The sequence below is a fragment of the Pantoea sp. A4 genome (genome assembly GCF_000295955.2).
GTDB lineage: Bacteria > Pseudomonadota > Gammaproteobacteria > Enterobacterales > Enterobacteriaceae > Pantoea > Pantoea multigeneris.
Window position 1 is genome coordinate 57,506 of sequence record NZ_ALXE01000004.1, and the last position, 17,905, is coordinate 75,410.

18 protein-coding genes and 1 tRNA gene are annotated in these 17,905 nt (G+C 55.6%); 8 read left to right on the forward strand and 11 right to left on the reverse strand.

Annotated features, from left to right (window positions below; genetic code table 11):
- Positions 1 to 18: 18 nt before the first annotated feature.
- A complete protein-coding gene (gene robA / locus B880_RS0101540) occupies positions 19 to 897 on the forward strand; it encodes an MDR efflux pump AcrAB transcriptional activator RobA (protein ID WP_017345626.1) in 879 nt (292 codons plus the stop codon).
- Between the two features lie 38 nt (positions 898 to 935).
- Here robA and gpmB read toward each other — a convergent pair whose 3' ends face one another.
- A complete protein-coding gene (gene gpmB / locus B880_RS0101545) occupies positions 936 to 1,583 on the reverse strand; it encodes a 2,3-diphosphoglycerate-dependent phosphoglycerate mutase GpmB (RefSeq protein WP_017345627.1) in 648 nt (215 codons plus the stop codon).
- A gap of 47 nt (positions 1,584 to 1,630) precedes the next feature.
- Between gpmB and yjjX the strand changes: the two genes are divergently transcribed.
- Entirely contained in the window at positions 1,631 to 2,152 is a 522-nt protein-coding gene (gene yjjX, locus B880_RS0101550; protein WP_017345628.1) for an inosine/xanthosine triphosphatase, read from the forward strand.
- Between the two features lie 9 nt (positions 2,153 to 2,161).
- Here yjjX and trpR read toward each other — a convergent pair whose 3' ends face one another.
- The gene (gene trpR / locus B880_RS0101555; RefSeq protein WP_017345629.1) at positions 2,162 to 2,479 is read right to left on the reverse strand and encodes a trp operon repressor; all 318 of its coding nucleotides are present in this window, start codon (positions 2,477 to 2,479) and stop codon (positions 2,162 to 2,164) included.
- A gap of 46 nt (positions 2,480 to 2,525) precedes the next feature.
- Positions 2,526 to 4,445 carry a murein transglycosylase gene (sltY, locus tag B880_RS0101560; RefSeq protein WP_026042362.1) on the reverse strand — a complete coding sequence of 640 codons (1,920 nt, stop codon included), beginning with the start codon at positions 4,443 to 4,445 and terminating at the stop codon, positions 2,526 to 2,528.
- A gap of 327 nt (positions 4,446 to 4,772) precedes the next feature.
- On the opposite strand from sltY, the gene deoR reads away from it, so the two are divergent.
- Complete coding sequence (gene deoR, locus B880_RS0101565) at positions 4,773 to 5,537, forward strand: DNA-binding transcriptional repressor DeoR (RefSeq protein WP_017345631.1); 765 nt, start codon at positions 4,773 to 4,775, stop codon at positions 5,535 to 5,537.
- A 26-nt stretch (positions 5,538 to 5,563) separates the two neighbouring features.
- On the opposite strand, the gene B880_RS0101570 is transcribed toward deoR, so the two are convergent.
- Entirely contained in the window at positions 5,564 to 6,088 is a 525-nt protein-coding gene (locus tag B880_RS0101570) for a chorismate mutase (RefSeq protein ID WP_017345632.1), read from the reverse strand.
- Between the two features lie 234 nt (positions 6,089 to 6,322).
- Between B880_RS0101570 and ettA the strand changes: the two genes are divergently transcribed.
- Positions 6,323 to 7,990 (forward strand): energy-dependent translational throttle protein EttA, encoded by a 1,668-nt coding sequence (gene ettA / locus B880_RS0101580; RefSeq protein WP_026042364.1) that lies wholly within the window; start codon positions 6,323 to 6,325, stop codon positions 7,988 to 7,990.
- 135 nt (positions 7,991 to 8,125) lie between these two features.
- Entirely contained in the window at positions 8,126 to 9,127 is a 1,002-nt protein-coding gene (locus B880_RS0101585) for a zinc-binding alcohol dehydrogenase family protein (protein ID WP_017345635.1), read from the forward strand.
- On the opposite strand, the gene nadR is transcribed toward B880_RS0101585, so the two are convergent.
- From nadR to serB, 3 genes are read right to left on the reverse strand one after another with little or no spacing between them, the layout of a single operon-like run.
- A complete protein-coding gene (nadR, locus tag B880_RS0101590; RefSeq protein ID WP_017345636.1) occupies positions 9,121 to 10,350 on the reverse strand; it encodes a multifunctional transcriptional regulator/nicotinamide-nucleotide adenylyltransferase/ribosylnicotinamide kinase NadR in 1,230 nt (409 codons plus the stop codon). The two genes, B880_RS0101585 and nadR, sit on opposite strands and share 7 nt — an antisense overlap.
- A gap of 31 nt (positions 10,351 to 10,381) precedes the next feature.
- The gene (gene radA / locus B880_RS0101595; RefSeq protein ID WP_017345637.1) at positions 10,382 to 11,764 is read right to left on the reverse strand and encodes a DNA repair protein RadA; all 1,383 of its coding nucleotides are present in this window, start codon (positions 11,762 to 11,764) and stop codon (positions 10,382 to 10,384) included.
- Positions 11,765 to 11,789: 25 nt separating this feature from the next.
- The gene (serB, locus tag B880_RS0101600) at positions 11,790 to 12,755 is read right to left on the reverse strand and encodes a phosphoserine phosphatase (RefSeq protein ID WP_017345638.1); all 966 of its coding nucleotides are present in this window, start codon (positions 12,753 to 12,755) and stop codon (positions 11,790 to 11,792) included.
- A gap of 107 nt (positions 12,756 to 12,862) precedes the next feature.
- On the opposite strand from serB, the gene B880_RS0101605 reads away from it, so the two are divergent.
- Positions 12,863 to 13,519 (forward strand): YtjB family periplasmic protein, encoded by a 657-nt coding sequence (locus B880_RS0101605; RefSeq protein ID WP_017345639.1) that lies wholly within the window; start codon positions 12,863 to 12,865, stop codon positions 13,517 to 13,519.
- A 5-nt stretch (positions 13,520 to 13,524) separates the two neighbouring features.
- Here B880_RS0101605 and yjjJ read toward each other — a convergent pair whose 3' ends face one another.
- The 4 genes from yjjJ to B880_RS0101625 form a co-directional block, all read right to left on the reverse strand.
- The gene (gene yjjJ, locus B880_RS0101610) at positions 13,525 to 14,835 is read right to left on the reverse strand and encodes a type II toxin-antitoxin system HipA family toxin YjjJ (RefSeq protein ID WP_017345640.1); all 1,311 of its coding nucleotides are present in this window, start codon (positions 14,833 to 14,835) and stop codon (positions 13,525 to 13,527) included.
- Between the two features lie 114 nt (positions 14,836 to 14,949).
- Positions 14,950 to 15,630 carry a pyrimidine 5'-nucleotidase gene (gene yjjG / locus B880_RS0101615; protein ID WP_017345641.1) on the reverse strand — a complete coding sequence of 227 codons (681 nt, stop codon included), beginning with the start codon at positions 15,628 to 15,630 and terminating at the stop codon, positions 14,950 to 14,952.
- 19 nt (positions 15,631 to 15,649) lie between these two features.
- Positions 15,650 to 16,090: a ribosomal protein S18-alanine N-acetyltransferase gene (rimI, locus tag B880_RS0101620; RefSeq protein ID WP_017345642.1), complete on the reverse strand. Its 441-nt coding sequence runs from the start codon at positions 16,088 to 16,090 to the stop codon at positions 15,650 to 15,652.
- Positions 16,062 to 16,472, reverse strand: a complete 411-nt coding sequence (locus tag B880_RS0101625) for a DNA polymerase III subunit psi (protein ID WP_017345643.1) — start codon at positions 16,470 to 16,472, stop codon at positions 16,062 to 16,064. Before B880_RS0101625 ends, rimI begins: the two co-directional genes overlap by 29 nt.
- A gap of 107 nt (positions 16,473 to 16,579) precedes the next feature.
- Here B880_RS0101625 and rsmC point away from each other — a divergent pair, with 107 nt between their 5' ends.
- Both rsmC and B880_RS0101635 read left to right on the forward strand, forming a co-directional pair.
- On the forward strand, positions 16,580 to 17,611 hold the full coding sequence (gene rsmC / locus B880_RS0101630) for a 16S rRNA (guanine(1207)-N(2))-methyltransferase RsmC (RefSeq protein WP_017345644.1): 1,032 nt from the start codon (positions 16,580 to 16,582) through the stop codon (positions 17,609 to 17,611).
- Positions 17,612 to 17,767: 156 nt separating this feature from the next.
- Positions 17,768 to 17,854 (forward strand) — tRNA-Leu (locus B880_RS0101635).
- The last annotated feature ends 51 nt before the right edge of the window (positions 17,855 to 17,905 follow it).

The following is a 17,905-nucleotide window of genomic DNA, read 5'->3' on the forward strand; positions in this document are numbered from 1 at the left end:
AGAGTATGAGGAAGTAATATGGACCAGGCTGGTATTATTCGTGATTTGCTTGTCTGGCTGGAGAGTCACCTTGATCAGCCCCTTTCCCTGGATAATGTTGCCGTCAAGGCAGGCTATTCCAAATGGCATTTGCAAAGGATGTTTAAGGATGTCACCGGTCATGCCATTGGTGCCTATATCCGGGCTCGTCGCCTGTCCAAAGCCGCTGTTGCGCTACGTCTAACCAGCCGTCCTATTCTGGATATCGCGCTGCAGTACCGCTTCGACTCACAGCAAACTTTTACCCGGGCATTTAAAAAACAGTTCGATCAGACACCTGCCTGGTATCGCCGCTCTTCTGACTGGAATTCGTTTGGCATACGTCCGCCGATCCGCCTGGATGATGACTCCATGCCAGCGGCCAGTTTTGTCAACCTGTCGCAGACGCGGCTATTGGGACAGACCCAGAGCTACACCTGCACGCTGGAACAGATTTCCAGCTTCCGTGATGAGATGCGCATGCATTTCTGGAAGCAGTTCCTGCTAGAGACCGACACAGTGCCGCCGATACTGTATGGCCTGCACGAGTCACACGCTAGCCACGAAAAGGATGATGAGCAGGAGATCTCCTACACCACGGCAGTACCGGATGATGAAGCAGCAAAAAGCCTGCTCTCAGGTCAGCCAGTGACGCTGGAGGGCGGTGATTTCGTCCAGTTTACTTACACTGGCCCACGCTCTGGTCTGCAAGATTTTATACTGCTGCTTTACGGCACCTGCATGCCGACGCTGGGACTTACCCGCCGTCAGGGTCAGGATCTCGAGCGTTTTTATACCCATGGCGGTAAAAAGCGCAGCGAGCCACCGACAGAAATTCGCTGTGAATATCTGATCCCAATCCGCCCGCAGCAAGCCTGATGATATGACGCCGCCCGGTTTACAGGGCGGCTTCTTTTTTAGCGCTGAAGCTCATCGAGTGAAGGTGCATCAAGATGTGCAATCCCACCCGCAGTTTCCACCACCCATCCCCCTGCCAGCCAAGGGCTTTGCTGATAATCCACGCGAGAAATAGAGCAGTTGCGCAGACGCAGGCGACGTTCAGCGTTAGCGGGAAGACCAAGAATTGTCCCCACTAACACGCCTAATGCCATGCCGTGGCTGACAATCAGCGGGCGACTGCCTTCCGGCAGTTCCAGACAGGCATTGAGCGCTTCATGCATGCGCGTAGCCATTTCAGCCATCGATTCGCCCTGGGGAATACGGCCATCTACCGTGCCATCCACCAGCGCTTTACGCCAGCTCTCTTCCTCTTCCGTCAGACTCGCCAGCGTACGCTCTTCCAGAACGCCCATATTCAGCTCACGCAGGCGCTTGTCATAACGCACTTCGCAACCACAGGCCGCAGCGATAATCTCTGCTGTGGCTCGGGTGCGTCCGAGATCGCTGCTGATGATATGGGTGATACCAAAGGTTTTCACCCGCTGCCCAACCTGACGTGCCTGCTGCTCTCCTTGCGCCGTCAGTGCGCTATCAGACTGGCCCTGAATACGCCGTTCGGCATTCCACAGCGTTTCGCCATGACGAACAAGATAGACCTGTAACATGCTTTGCTTCCGTTATACTGCGACAAATTCGCCGATGAGGATCAATTATGTACCATGTTGTCGCAGCCACCACCAATCCCGCAAAAATTCGCGCAATTGATCAAGCGTTCAGCGACGTTTTCGGCGCAGGATCCTGCCATATTGAGGGGGTGGGGGTCGAGAGCGGCGTAGCAGCACAGCCCCTTTCTGATGTGGAAACGAGAACTGGCGCACGTCAGCGGGTAGCAAACGCACGAGAAATACGCGCTGATGCCGATTTCTGGGTCGCCATTGAGGCCGGGATTGAAGACGACTGCGCTTTTGCCTGGATGGTGGTTGAAAACCCACAGCAACGCGGTGAATCGCGTTCCGCCAGCTTTACCCTGCCGCCCGTGGTGATGGCAGGATTACAAGCGGGGAACGAACTGGGTGATGAGATGGCGCGCCTGACCGGCGTCGATAATATTAAGCAGAAAGGCGGCGCAATTGGCGCATTCACCAACGGACTGCTAAGCCGCTCCAGCGTCTATCATCAGGCGCTGATTCTGGCGCTGTGCCCGTTCGTGCATCCACTGTACCAACAACGTTAAGTTGTGGGTTTACTCACGTAGCAGCCAGTTTTCCAGCCAGCGTTTGAGCTCTGGCGGCGCTTCCTTCAGGCTGTTAGAGCCTCGGGTAATGGTTGCAATTCCTACGCCTAACTCACTTTTGAGTTCGCGCTGGCTGATCTCACCCTGCAACAGCGCTTCGATGATGCGCAAACGGGTGCCAAGCGCTTCGCGCTCATCGGGGGTGAGCATCAGTTGCAACAGCGGCAACGACTGACCATCAGCAAAAGCCTGCTGCATCATGCCAATAAAGCGTTGCCAGTTATCTTCCGTAGGGTGTTCAGCAACTACAGCGTCAGAGTGTGACATGGTGGAGACTTCCGTACTCATTGATGAGTACGGAAGCATAACATAGTCAGTAAGCGTGATTCCACTCCCCGTCAGCCAGGATTTTATCCGGCTTGCCAAGGAAATGGCGATAGTAAGCGTCGTAAGCCAGCACGTTCTTCACATAGCCACGCGTTTCAGAGAACGGGATAGTCTCGATAAACGCGACGGCATCCAGTCTGCCTGCGCTGTTCCCCAGCCAGGTGCGTACTCTGGAAGGGCCAGCATTGTAAGCTGCCGAAGCAAAGATACGGTTCTGATCAAACTGCTGGTAAACATACTCAAGATACTGCGTGCCGATCTCGATGTTGGTTTGCGGATCCAGCAACTGCGAGCTGTTCACATAACCCGGAATACTGTACATCTTCACGGTGTGCGCAGCGGTGGCTGGCATCACCTGCATCAAACCACTGGCGCCGACCGGAGAGCGAATTTTCGGGTTCCACGCGCTCTCCTGGCGGGAGATCGCCATGGCATAGCTTTGCGGAATGCCTTTGCCTGCGGTGTATTGCTGATAGAGGTTTTGCCATGCCAGCGGGAAACGCTCCTGCAAACTGTTCCACATTTTAGCGGTGATAGTGGCCTGCACGCTGAGATCCCACCAGTCCATTTCACTGGCGTAGCGCGCCAGCATCTGTTGCTGGACGTGGGTTTTACTGCCGATCAGGTTGGCCCACTCGCTGCGCGCCAGGTTATCCAGCCCCCAGTACATCAGCTCACGCACCCGCGCCAGCTCTGGCCCTTGGGTGGTAGCGGCATCCGGGCGCGGCGCGGTATCAATTTGCAGTGGATAATCCACACCGAGGCGCTGTGCGGCGACCATGGGATAGAAGCCACGCCCCTGCATCAGTTTACGCAGGATCTCATCGCCCTCTTCCTTGCGGCCCTGAGAAATCAGCAAATCTGCCTGCCAGTACTGCCACTCATCTTTCTCTTTGTCTTCCGGCGACAGGCGCGCAATCCAGGTATTCAGACCCCGTTTGTCATTGGTGGATAGCGCCAGACGAACCCGGCGCTCCAGCAGCGCAGTGGACTCGCTGTCCATCACCACGCTGTCGCGCCAGCGCGCCTGTTCCGTGGTCAGGTCCATGCCCATAAGCCGCCATACCACGGTTTCTTTCAGCCCCTGCGCCTCAGACTCACTCATTTTCTGCGCCTGCACCAGCTGCGGGATCATACTGCGAGCGTTTTCCACATCATCACGCGCCACGCGAGCAAACGCATACGCCGTTGCCTGACGGGTAAAGTCGGTTGGACCCACGCTGTTCGCGAACGTCACCACGGTAAGCGGGTTCTGCTGTAGTGCCATAATGGCATTCGCCATGGTCTGGTAATCAGCGGGCAGCATCTTCGCCAGGTAGTTAACCAGGCTGTCATTGCCCGCCTTCATCGCCAACCGGATGCGTTCCAGAATGGTAATCGGCGACAGTTGCCCGGCTGCCTGCCAGGCAGAGAAGAGTTTATCGCAGTCGTTCGGCAACGCGGTTCCACGCAGCCAGATTGACTTCGCACCAGCCCATGCCGCCTGCTGCTGGCCGGTGGCCCACTTGGCGTAATACCAGTTACAACGCGCCTGTACCGGCTGTGGTTCCGTTGGGCTAAAGTTCAACACGCCCTGCCAGTCCTGACGATTCGCGAGCACATTAACAAAACGGGTGCGCAACGAACGAGCCAGTGGCAGCGTGGGATATTGCTGAATGAAATTATTGATGGCGAGCGCAGGCTCCTGATCGAGGTCCTGCGCCAGCATGCGGTATTCCAGATAGGGGTAGAGTGGATAATCTTTCAGCGTCGGCATCAGCTGATTGACCGTGTCCATCTGCTTTTGATCCCACGCCTGCTTGATTTGCTGATAGCGCTGCCGCTGCTGATCCAGTGAATCCGCCCACACGCTGCCTGCCATACTGACCAGACAAACGCCTAACATCCAGTTTCGCCACTTCTCCACTCTACTCTCCTCATATCGCTGCACTACTGCGGCCCGAGTAATGCTAACCAGGGGAACGGCGTCTTGCCACGCTCTTTAAGAAATTTACTTAAGCCGTTTGGGCTAGTGTGAGGTTACACGCAGTGAAAAAAACCATAACAGTACATTCTCATCACGTCTGGAGAGCGGATCGCACCCTGGTGACCCAGTATGCAAGCCGTAAATCACCGGCTATTACACGATTCGTCGCCATACCATCATCAACCTACTGAAATTTGTCGGTTTACCTTGTTTCAGCACTGTACTATGTTGGCTGACTGATTGAGTGTGGTAAGGAGCCTGCCCGCAATGGAAACCCGTCGTGAAGAACGCATCGTCCGCCTGGCGCAGGCGCTGAAGCGTACTGATAAACTGCATCTGAAAGAAGCCGCTCAATTGCTTGGCGTCTCTGAAATGACTATTCGCCGCGATTTGGGCGAGTCGGCCAGCAGCGTTGTGCTGCTTGGGGGCTACATTGTGCGCGATCCGCGCCAGCAGGTAGCGCACTATTTTGTCAGTGACCAACAAAACCTGAACGTTGCAAAAAAACAGCGTCTGGCGCAGCACGCGGCTGCGCTGGTGGAAGCGAATGACATCATCTTTTTTGACTGCGGTACCACGCTACCGCTGGTGATAGATGCAATTGATGACGAGCTGCCGTTCACTGCGGTGTGCAGCGCAATCAATACCTTCCTGGCGCTACGCGAAAAACCCCGCTGTCGGGTGATCCTGAGCGGAGGGGAATTTCACCCGAATAACGCAGTATTTACGCCGCTAGCGCTGGAGTCGGTACTGGATAGCATCAACCCGAACAAAGCCTTTATCTCCGCCGCCGGGCTGGATGTATTACAGGGTGCCACCTGCTACAACCTCAACGAACTGCCGGTTAAACAGCGGGCGCTCCAGCGAGCACAGCAGAAGATCGTGGTGGGCGATAGCAGCAAGTACGGCAAAGTGCTGCCGGCTCGCATCGGAGACTTTTCACTGTTCGATATTCTGGTCAGCGACAGTGTACCGCCGCCAGAATTACAACGTGAGCTGGAGCGCGCCGGCGTCAGCTTGCATTGTGACTGACACCAGGCCTTGAGCAGGCAGCAGTATTATTGCGCGAGCCTAACTTCCCCTAGCGCCTGCCAGATATGCAACTTATCTGCCGTTGAGAGATGCGTTTGTTGAAGATGGGCAAGGAATTGCGCTTTGTCAGGCGGAGATTTCTGCTTTAACAGTTCTGCGGTCTGCGCCAGTACCGCATCGCTCAGGCTGCTGATTTTTTCGCGCACCTCAGCCAGTGACAGGTTTGGCAACGCGGTATCCGGCTGCGCCAGCCAGTCAGCCCGATAGCGGTACTGAATGGCTTTCGCGGCATCCATCTGTGCCTGAATAAACGGCTTCACCGACTCTCCATCGAGCCCCAGTGCGACAGCACGCTGTGCCGTTCGCGCCAACACCTGCTGCTCCTGGGCCAGATCTTCCACCGCTTTATGCGTGCGGGCTTTATCTGCGGCCACCGCCTGCATATAGCCCAGTCGTTGATTGATCAGTTCAGCCAGCCGGGAGCTGGTCACCGGAGCGGCCAGCGAACTGGCGCTGAAAGCGAGCATCAGTACACAAAGTGTCTTTTTCATGGCGATTCCTTATCCATTGCAACATTCACCGGATTTAATCATCAACGCGGGGCGCATTTTGCTACAGGTGACGCTGGGCCGGAAAGTAAAAAAAGGCTAAAATCGGGCAATACGAACAGTTTTGAAGACCAGGATGGCATTTGCCCTGTGGCCGATGATCCCCACCTGATGTTTTCGTTATCCCACCGGTTACAGGCTGACACCTGCAACCCGTCAACAGAGGCTCATTACAACGTGGCTCAATTCGTCTATAGCATGCATCGCGTCGGCAAAGTGGTTCCGCCGAAGCGTCACATTCTGAAGAACATCTCACTCAGCTTTTTCCCTGGGGCGAAAATCGGCGTTCTCGGCCTGAACGGCGCGGGTAAATCTACCCTGCTGCGCATCATGGCGGGTATCGATACGGATATCGAAGGGGAAGCACGTCCACAGCCAGGTATCAAAGTGGGCTATCTGCCACAGGAACCAAAGCTGAACCCAGAACACACCGTGCGTGAGTCGGTAGAAGAGGCGGTTTCCGAAGTCGTTGGCGCGCTGAAGCGCCTGGATGAAGTGTACGCACTGTATGCCGATCCAGATGCGGACTTCGATAAACTGGCTGCTGAACAGGGTCGTCTGGAAGAAGTGATCCAGGCGCACGATGGTCACAACCTCGATACGCAACTGAACCGTGCCGCTGATGCAATGCGCCTGCCAGACTGGGATGCCAAAATTGGCAACCTGTCCGGTGGTGAGCGTCGCCGTGTGGCCCTGTGCCGCCTGCTGCTGGAAAAACCAGACATGCTGCTGCTCGACGAACCGACCAACCACCTGGATGCAGAATCCGTGGCATGGCTGGAACGCTTCCTGCACGACTTCGAAGGCACCGTGGTAGCCATCACCCACGACCGTTACTTCCTCGATAACGTTGCCGGTTGGATCCTTGAGCTGGACCGTGGTGAAGGTATTCCATGGGAAGGTAACTACTCTTCCTGGCTGGAACAGAAAGATGAGCGTCTGGCACAGGAAGCCTCTTCCGAAGCGGCACGCCGTAAATCGATTGAGAAAGAGCTGGAGTGGGTGCGTCAGGGTGCCAAAGGCCGTCAGTCGAAAGGTAAAGCACGTCTGGCACGCTTCGAAGAGCTGAACAACACTGAGTACCAGAAACGTAACGAAACCAACGAATTGTTCATTCCACCTGGGGCACGCCTCGGTGACAAAGTGGTTGAAGTGACCAACCTGAAAAAGTCGTATGGCGATCGCGTTCTGATTGACGATCTCTCCTTCTCGCTGCCAAAAGGCGCGATTGTCGGGATTATCGGTCCAAACGGTGCAGGTAAATCGACCCTGTTCCGCATGATGTCTGGTCAGGAACAGCCTGATTCCGGCACCATCGAGCTGGGTGAAACCGTGAAGCTGGCTTCAGTTGATCAGTTCCGTGATTCAATGGACGGCTCCAAAACCGTTTGGGAAGAAGTCTCTGGCGGCCAGGACATTATGCGTATCGGCACCACCGAAATGCCAAGCCGTGCCTACGTTGGCCGCTTTAACTTCAAAGGCACCGACCAGGGCAAACGCGTGGGCGAGTTGTCTGGTGGTGAGCGTGGCCGTCTGCATCTGGCGAAACTGCTGCAAGTTGGCGGTAACCTGTTGCTGCTCGATGAACCAACCAACGACCTGGATATCGAAACCCTGCGCGCACTGGAAAACGCCCTGCTGGAGTTCCCAGGCTGTGCGATGGTTATCTCGCACGACCGTTGGTTCCTCGACCGTATCGCGACTCACATCATCGACTACCAGGACGAAGGTAAGATCGAGTTCTTCGAAGGTAACTTCACCGAATACGAAGAGTACAAGAAACGCACCCTCGGCGCGGAAGCGCTGGAGCCGAAGCGTATCAAGTACAAGCGTATGGCGAAGTAATCTTACAGGCGGCAGCAATGCCGCCTTTTTTATCCCCGCTTCCTCTGCCGCACAAGCTGCCTAGCGTCCATCCTAAAGATTGTTCATCTTATTGCTCCGACATCTACACTTGCTGTTTGAGACAGGAGAACAGCCATGACCCTTCATGCGATTGCGGTTAACCCCGCTGATGCGAAAAATTTTATTGCGATTGAACAACCTACACCGCAACCCGGCGAGTACGATCTGCTGGTGGAAGTCCGTGCAGCCTCGGTCAATCCGGTTGATACCAAGGTGCATAAAGGTGCGGTCAAAAACGGCCTCTCTGAGCCGCGTATTCTCGGCTGGGATGCCAGTGGTGTGGTATTAGCTGTCGGTACTCAAGTCAGCAACTTCAAGGTTGGCGATCAGGTGTACTATGCGGGCGATATTACCCGTCCTGGCAGCAACAGCAGCCAACAGCTCGTTGATGCACGCATTGTCGGCCACAAACCCACCAGTCTGGATTGGGCAGCCGCAGCGGCATTGCCCCTGACCGCGTTGACGGCATGGGAAGGATTGTTTGAGCGGCTTAATCTCTCATCGGCAGGTGAAAACCAAACGCTGCTCATCGTAGGCGGTGCCGGTGGTGTGGGTTCGCTGGCGATTCCGCTGGCAAAACTGCACAGCAAAGTGAAAGTGATCGCCACTGCGTCACGCGAAGACTCCGCCCAGTGGTGTCGCGATCGCGGTGCGGACCTGGTGGTTAATTATCAGGACCTGGTGGGTGAACTGGAGAAACAGGGCATCAAGCAGGTAGATTACATCTTCTGCCTGAATGATACCGATGGTCACTGGGAAAACATGGCGAAGCTGATTGCGCCGCAGGGCCACATCTGCACCATCGTTGAAAACGAAAAACCCCTGGCGATGGATCAGCTGAAGCTGAAAAGTGCTGCACTGCATTTTGAATTTATGTATACCCGCAGCATGTTCAATACCCCGGATATCGCGCGTCAGGGTGAGATTCTGAACGAGGTCGCCGCCCTGGTGGATGGCGGAAAATTACAAAGTACCTTAAGCGAGGTGCTGCACGGCCTGAGCGTGGAAACACTGCAGGCCGCGCATCAGAAAGTACTGGCAGGCCATATGCGCGGCAAAGTGGTGATCGTCTACTGATCGCCTAACATCTTGCGCACCAGCTCGATACAGCGCAGGAAGCGGTTATCGTAGTCATCCTCGCGTACGTGGATAAAGTCGATGTTGTTCTCCCGCAGCATGGTGATCAACATCGACTGAAACTCTTTACGATCCATCGAGCTACCGAGACTGCGCAGACCATCGGCCACCCACGGCACGTTATTCTCCAGCAAAATCACCAGATCAAAACGATATTCATCGATCATGGCCTGAATAAAAGGGTGTTCACGCCCTTCATACTTGAGGCAAAACGCCTGCGTGGTAATAAAGTCGGTATCAATAAAGGCGACTTTATTTGCATATTTCACCGCAAAATCGATGTACTGTGCCTGGCCGAGCGCGATTTTATCGTAATCGGAGTATTGCAGAGCGATCTCATCCCCACCTAAATGTGAGAACACATAGTCGCGTCCAAACTCCCAGGCGCTGGTGGTATTGAAGATATTCGCGAGCTTATTGACCAGCGTTGATTTGCCGCTCGATTCGCCCCCGAGGATCGCCACAGTGCGCACGAAAAACGGCTTCACTTCCGTCGGAATGTAGTCCCAGTAGCGGAACGGATCCTGTCTGATCTGTGCCCCGCTGATGCTCATAAACGATCGGTTCGGATCGATAACAATCGCCGGAACGCCCAGCACCTGCTGGTACATCGGGGCATCCGCCTCTTCGCTGGTGTAGATGCAGTCGGGTACGATGCCTTTCTCAGTGAGAAACGCATTGACCCCGGTACTCCACACATCCCAGCCGTGCGGATAAGGCTCAATCCCCTCTTCATCAAACGAGTGGATACGGATGTTCTTTTGATATTTGAACGTTTGCAGCAGCCAGCGTAAGCGGTCAGCCACTGTGGGTTGCTGCGACATGGCGCTGTTTTCAAACAGCAGGCGATCGCGTGGCTCATCATGACCCATGATGATATGCAGCTCATCCACCTGACTACAGGCGCGCTGAATCAGGTAGATATGGCCGGTGTGTAACGGGTAAAACTTACCAAAAATCACCCCGACCGTTTTTGCCTGACGAGGAAACTCCAGCCCAAGAAAACGGTGCAGTGCTTCCAGCTTCTGCGCACTCGGACTTTTGATTTTGGCGTTGATCAGCTGGCTCAAATAGCCTTTGGTCATGCCACTGGCATCTGCCACCTGTTGCAGCGTATGGCCCTGCTGTCGGATAGCCGTTTTTAAGTAGTCAAACGACGACACGTCGTGCCTCCTGCCTGATTAGTGGGGAAAGTTACAGCTCATCCAGAATGGCCAGCGCATCGGCCAGCTTCTTCGCGCTGTAAACTTTCATGCCTTCAATCTCTTTTTTCGGCGCATTACCCGCCGGGACGATGGCACGTTTAAATCCGTGCTTCGCTGCCTCAGAAATGCGCTCCTGACCGCTTGGCACCGGGCGGATTTCACCGGCCAGCCCCACTTCACCGAAGATCACCAAATCCTGCGGCAGTGGGCGATCGCGGAGGCTGGAAACCATCGCCAGCAATAACGCCAGGTCGGCACTGGTTTCGGTGACTTTCACCCCACCGACTACGTTGACGAACACGTCCTGATCCGCCATCTGTAATCCACCGTGGCGGTGCAACACAGCCAGCAGAATCGCCAGGCGGTTCTGCTCCAGGCCAACGGCAACGCGGCGCGGGTTGCCCATCATGGAGTGATCGACCAGCGCCTGAATTTCGACCAGCAGCGGACGTGTACCTTCCCATACCACCATCACGGAACTGCCAGAAGTAATCTCGTCCCCGCGTGACAGGAAAATCGCTGAGGGGTTGCTGACTTCACGCATCCCCTGTTCGGTCATGGCGAAAACGCCCAGTTCATTGACGGCACCAAAACGGTTTTTATGGCTGCGCAGGGTACGGAAACGGGAATCTGCATCCCCGTCCAGTAACACCGAGCAGTCAATGCAGTGTTCCAGCACTTTAGGACCGGCCAGCGAGCCATCTTTGGTCACGTGGCCCACCATTACGATCGCCACCCCACGGGTTTTGGCGAAGCGCGTCAGGTACGCGGCCGTTTCACGCACTTGCGCTACGCTGCCCGGCGAAGACTGGATCTCCGCCATGTGCATCACCTGAATAGAGTCGATTACCATCAGCCTCGGCTGCTCCTGCTCGGCAATCAGGCAAATTTGCTCAATACTGGTTTCTGACAGCATATTGAGGTTCTCTGCCGGCAACCCGAGACGGTGTGCACGCATTGCCACCTGCTGTAGCGACTCTTCCCCGGTGACGTAAAGGGTCTTCATCTCCTGTGCCAGACGGCACATCACCTGCAGCAGCAGCGTGGACTTACCGGCACCGGGATTACCGCCGATTAAAATCGCACTGCCCGGCACCACACCGCCGCCCAGCACCCGGTCAAACTCTTTAAACCCGGTGGAGAAGCGTGGCAAGGCTTCCAGGCTGATTTCCGACAGCTTCTGTACCCGGCTGACGCCCGCACTGCCCGCATAGCCGCTCAGCCGCTCGTTGCGGGCTGCCGCAGGGGAAGCCGCTAAACGGACTTCAGTGATGGTGTTCCAGGCCTGGCAGGCGCTACATTGCCCCTGCCAACGTGGATAGTCAGCGCCGCACTCATTGCAGACGAACGCGCGTTTTGCCGCTTTGGCCAAATCAACTCCTCAGTGACAACCCGAATTAATGCAGGCTGCCGCTTAAAATACACAGCACACCCATCAGATCCGCATGGCGAATGGTGATTTCGGTCTGTTCGTTCACTTTTGGCTTCGCATGATAGGCAATCCCCAGCGAAGCCACTTTGATCATCGGCAAATCATTGGCGCCATCACCAATCGCAACGGTTTGATCGGCGGCAATTTCAAAACGCTCAGCCAGCTTCAACAGCGTATCGGCTTTATATTGCGCATCGACAATCGGACCAACCACTTCGCCCGTGAGTTTGCCATCGCGCATTTCCAGCTCATTTGCGGCAGCAGCCGCGAGGCCCAGCGTATCGCGCAGATAATCGGCATAGTAAGTAAAGCCGCCGGAGGCAATCGCCACCTGCCAGCCAAAACCTTGCAACTGTGCGACCAGCGTTTTCAGGCCTGGCATCAGCGGCAGGGTATCACGTACCTGCTTGAGAATATTGGCATCCGCCCCTTTCAGGGTCGCAACACGTTGGCGCAGGCTGGCTTTGAAATCCAGCTCACCGCGCATAGCGCGCTCGGTCACTTCCGCAACCAGTTCACCGCTGCCCGCCAGCTTGGCGATCTCATCAATACATTCAATCTCAATCGCGGTGGAGTCCATATCCATCACCAGCAGTCCTGGCGTTTTCAGATGCGGAATCTTACCGAGTGGGGCGACGTCCAGCCCGTTGTTGTGCGCCAGCTCAGTGGCTCTTGGCGTCAACGAGCCCGCAAGGCGAATGACATGATAATCATCCACGCTCCAGGCACTGACGATCACCATCGCGGCACCCAGCTTGTGCTGGTAATCCGTCAGGCGCTGCTTATCCAGCTTGCGCCCGTACAGCAGCCAGCCGGTACGTCCAGCACGATAATCCAACGGCATCACTTCATCACCGCTGAGAGAGAGAGGCAGACCTGGCCAGAGAGAGACATCGGCAGGCAGATCGCACCAGGTTAAACTGTTAGGCATTACGGCTCCTGTAGGGACAACAAAACCACGCAGAAGGCTACCTTGTCTGCGCCGCTTCTGGCAACATAATCTGTCTGCTTTCTGTTGCGATGTGACCCGGGTTGGTAATGGCAAAATCCACACTAAAATTTCGACTGCACCGAACGGTGATTGTCTTGATCTCGCTGGCGCTGCTGGTGATTCTGATGCAGGGCGCATCATGGTTCAGTCTCGGCCATCAAATGGCACGCTCTGAGCAGGTGGAAGATCTGGCGCGCGCACTGGCGAAGCAGGTGGCATTCTCCCTGCAACCGCTAATGGACAACAGCGACGATAACCGCCCGCAGATTGAAGCCATCCTGCAACAGATGACCAGCAACAACCGTATTCTTGATGCTTCGGTCTATGCTGACGACGGCTCGCTGGTGGCACGGAGTGGAGAAGGCATTAATGTCCGTGACCGGCTGGCGTTAGATGGTCGCCGTGCAGGCAGTTATTTTAATCACCAAATCGTACAACCACTGGGTGGCAGCGATGGCCCGCTCGGCTTCTTGCGCATCACGCTGGATACGCACGTGCTGGTGACAGAATCACGTCAGGTGGATAACACCACTAACCTGCTGCGCCTGATGATGTTAACCGCCCTGGCCATTGGCATTATTCTCTCCCGCACCCTGCTACGCGACCGCCGCACACGCTGGCAGCAATCCCCTTTCCTGCTTACGGCTAGCACGCCGGTGCCAGAAGAAGAGGAAGATACTGAGGAAGAAAAGAAAGCGCCGTAAGCCGTTCAGGCCATCCGAGCGATCATCACCTGCATATCCTTTAGCTGCTGCTGTGCCGCACGGGCAATGGCACGGAAGCCAGCACTGAACCGTTCGTCCTGCTCAATCCCATGCCAGTAGCTCAGCGCCAGCGCTGAGGCTGGCTGCCAAACCGCACGTGGCAACGCCGTTTCCAGACGCAACTCCACTTCATTGCGCATATGGCCCTGGCTGTTGGGGGCCAACGCCATCGGCAGCATGTCATAAGCTGGCGTAAGCTCCAGTGGCTCTGAAGCGGTGAAAAACGACAAATTACCGGCGTGCATATCGCTGTTAGCAATAAGCCGCCCAAAGGCCCACTGTAAGGTGCCGCGATCGACGGCCTGCTGGGAAATCACTTTCTGCTGTCGCAACGCCTGCAACGCCTGCGGCCACTGTTGGGGTCTGCCTGCATACTCCGCGACCAATGCTTCCAGCGACACCATTCCGAGCCTGCCACGCTCACCACAGCGATCAAAACGCTGTACTTCAAGGAACACTTGACCGCGGCTCTCATACAGTTGGCTCTGGGCAGCGGGCAGGCCGGCATGCAACATCTGCTGTAACGCATGATGTTCTGCCCGCAACATATCGCGCCATCGCTGACCATTTTCGTTTTCTGCGTTGGTGCTGAATTTCACCAGGCAGTGACCCACATCGGCATAACAGAGAAATTTCGGCTGCTCACCACCTGCAGAAGAACCGGGCTCTTCACCGCTTAATGCCTGGCTTGCCAACCGCGGATATTGCTGTGATTTTTCGGCTACCCCGATGGGTGATGTTGCTGATGCAGTCAACCAGCGCTGGTAAGTGGTTTCGCCAACCAGCCAGTTACCGGGCATATCTGCCCCGCACAGAGCCAGCGCCAGCAAACACTCCTCTTCCTGCCACTCGCGAATATCAGCCGTCAGCCCCAACACCGCCGCATGCTCTCGTCCCCATGCCCGTCCAAGAAAGCCCTGCGGACGCATATCCTGCAAAAACCACGGCAGACCGGAGTAGAACTGACCATGCTGTTGAGTATTAACGTAAAGGCAGCTCCCCTGCGGCCAGACAGGGAATAAGGTACCAGCCTCTTCAGCGATGCCTTGCGATGTTACGCGCCACAAGGCTATCTGACGCCGATCGCGAATCGGCCTGAGCAAGGCATAGCGTGTGGCACGGGCTTTTCCCCAACTGATCACTTCCGGCTGGCTGCGGATCTGCCGCGACAGCGTCGCTGGGCTAATGCCAAGCAGCGCCTGTAGCTCAGCGCCGCTGCGGGGATCTTCAAGCAACAAAGAGACTAAATCAGCCATTTTCGCGCGCCCATGAAATGATTCGTGAAACGATTCTTGAAACGATACTACTATAAAAAAAGCCCGGTTGGCGGGCTTTGTGGCGCATAACATGCACTATTCGTGAAACGATTCTTAGCGCGTCAGCAACGCTTCTAGCTCGGCCAGTGACTGTACCTGCCAGGTTGGTTTGATTTCTGGGGGCAGCACGCGAGAGCCGTTATCCAGCCAGCAGGTTTTCAGCCCGGCATTGATGCCGCCAAGAATATCGGATTCAGGCGTATCGCCAACCATCAGGACACGCTCACGATCGGGGTTGCCCAGCAGTGCCAGCGTGTGGTCAAAAATACGCACATCCGGTTTCGGCACGCCCACCTGCTCAGAGATCACCAGCACATCCAGCAGCTCGCGCAGGCCAGTACGCTCCAGGCGCGCCTGCTGCAAGGCCGTAAAGCCGTTGGTGATGATGCCAACCTGCACTTTGCCATGCAGGGTTTTCAGCAGATGCGCAGCACCGTCCAGCGGCTGGCAAATCTCGGCCATGGCCGCGAGAAAGCCGCTGTTAAGCACCTCAGGCGCGACGCTGAGCTTTTCACCCCAACCGATGAAACGGCGCGTTTGCAGTTGCAGTGCGCTGATAGCACCGTTTTGATAATCGACCCAGAGGGGCTTATTAATCGCCTGATACTCTGCATAGTCGTGGTCAGTAAACTGCACATCATAACTGGCGAACAGACGCTGCAACCCGGCAAGGGCGTCAAAATGAAATAGCGTGTCGTCGGCGTCGAACAGAATGCAGTCCCAGTCTTGTAACATAATCTTCCTTAGCACAACGCTACAGCGTTAACGCCATCAGGATGGCGTCTTCTCGCCCGCTGGCAGTGGGGTAATAGTTAGCCCGGCGGCTGACCTGGTTAAAGTCGAGCTGCTCGTAGAGCGCAATCGCTGGCTGGTTAGAAGCGCGCACTTCCAGCCATAACGTGAGTATTTCGCGCTTTTCCAGTTCACCGATCAGGTGTTGCAGCAACTGACGCGCGTAGCCCCGGCGCTGAAAAGCGGGATCGATAGCAATGTTAAACAGCGAAGCTTCATCCAGCACCACCTGGGTGATGGCATAACCCACCATTTGCCCTTCAACATCGAGGCGCAAATTAATAAAACGCTCGCCCTGGTTACTGGCAAATGTCTGCTCGCTCCAGGGAAACGCATGGCAGCGACGCTCAATATCTAGCGCGGCAGGCAGCGCTTCAGGCGTGAGTAAAGAGAGGGTTGTCATGATCACACATCTGTTGCCACAAGGCGCGTTTTGCCGCTGCACTGTGGTTAAGCTCAGGGAAAGTGGCACTCGTTAACACGATGCCGTTAAAAGGTTGCTTGCTCTCTACGCCCAATAACCAACCTGCACAGCTGAGTTTCTCTGGCAAACGATCGAGTTGATCCGGTGTCAGCAGCATCACCTGGGCCGGTTGTAAATTCAGCGTATGGAGCACATCCTGCAGCAGCGGTTCACGCAGTGCAGGCAGGGTTTCGGCGACAATCACTAAACGCGTATCCGCCGCCAGCGCTACCGCAATTTCCCCTTGCAGCACGCGCGGGCGATGCAGTTGGTACTGAGCGATCCCCATTTGCTGTAAAAGCCAGTCACGCCTGGACGTCATGCGGTTTCCTGAATTTGCGGCTATATTGCGACGCTATGCTAGCAAACCCATCGAACATGTGCCAACAAAGCACTATAATCGCCGCTCTGATCTAACAGGAGTTTGCAATGTCTGCTTTTACCCCGGCCAGTGAAGTCATACTGCGCCATAGCGATGAATTTGTTACCCGCCATGTGTTGTTTGCTGGCGATCTGCAGGATGACCTGCCCGCCCGTCTGGAGACTGCCTCTTCGCGTGTCCATACCCAGCAATATCACCACTGGCAGGACTTAAGTCGCTCTCTGGGTGAAAATGCCGCCTATGGCATGGTCGCGACCGCTGAAGATGTTCAGGGCTGCGATACGCTGGTGTACTTCTGGACGAAAAACAAACCAGAAGCACAGTTTCAGCTGCAAAACCTGCTCTCGTTACTGCCCGTTGGGACGGATGTCTTCGTTGTCGGTGAAAACCGCAGCGGCGTGCGCAGTGCAGAAAACGTGGTAGAAGAGTGGGTACAGTTAGAGAAAATCGATAGCGCGCGTCGCTGTGGTCTCTATCACGGCCAGCTGACGCAGCAGCCGAGCTTCTCACCAGAAAACTACGGCAATACCTATGCACTGGAACATCTGACCATTCATACCTTACCGGGCGTGTTTAGTCGCGATGATCTGGATGTTGGCAGTGCACTGCTGCTCTCCACCCTTGCCCCTCACACCAAAGGGAAAGTGCTGGATATGGGCTGTGGTGCCGGTGTGATTGCTACCGTGCTGGCTCAGCATTCGCCAAAAGTCCGTCTGTGGCTGTGTGATGTGCACGCTGCGGCGATTGAAGCGAGTAAAGCGACGCTGGCCGCCAATGGTGTGGAAGGTGAAGTGTTTGCCAGTAACGTCTTCTCTGACGTGACGGGCCGTTTTGACATGATTCTGTCTAACCCGCCATTCCACGAAGGGACGCAAACCAGCCTCGATGCAGCCAATGCGCTGATTCGCGGAGCGGTGAAGCACCTGAACAGCGGCGGCGAACTGCGCATTGTGGCTAACGCCTTCCTGCCTTATCCGCAGGTGCTGGATGAAGTCTTTGGTAGTCATGAAGTGCTGGCGCAGACTGGCCGCTTTAAAGTCTACCGCGCCGTTTATGGCCGAGGTGCCCGAGGACGTTAATTCGGCGTTTTTCCCCTGGTGTCAGCTGTTTCGCACGGCTTTATGATGCTTTTTAAAGCAGTCGGCCAAAAGCCGCGAAATATCTGTTGACGCCAACGGGAAAATCTCTAGAATGCGCCTCCGTGGTTAGCAATACTGTAATGTATTGCACGGTACGCGATGGTGGCGGAATTGGTAGACGCGCTAGCTTCAGGTGTTAGTGTTCTTACGGACGTGAGGGTTCAAGTCCCTCCCTTCGCACCAATAATCACATAGTTTGTATCATACGCACTGAGCGATGGTGGCGGAATTGGT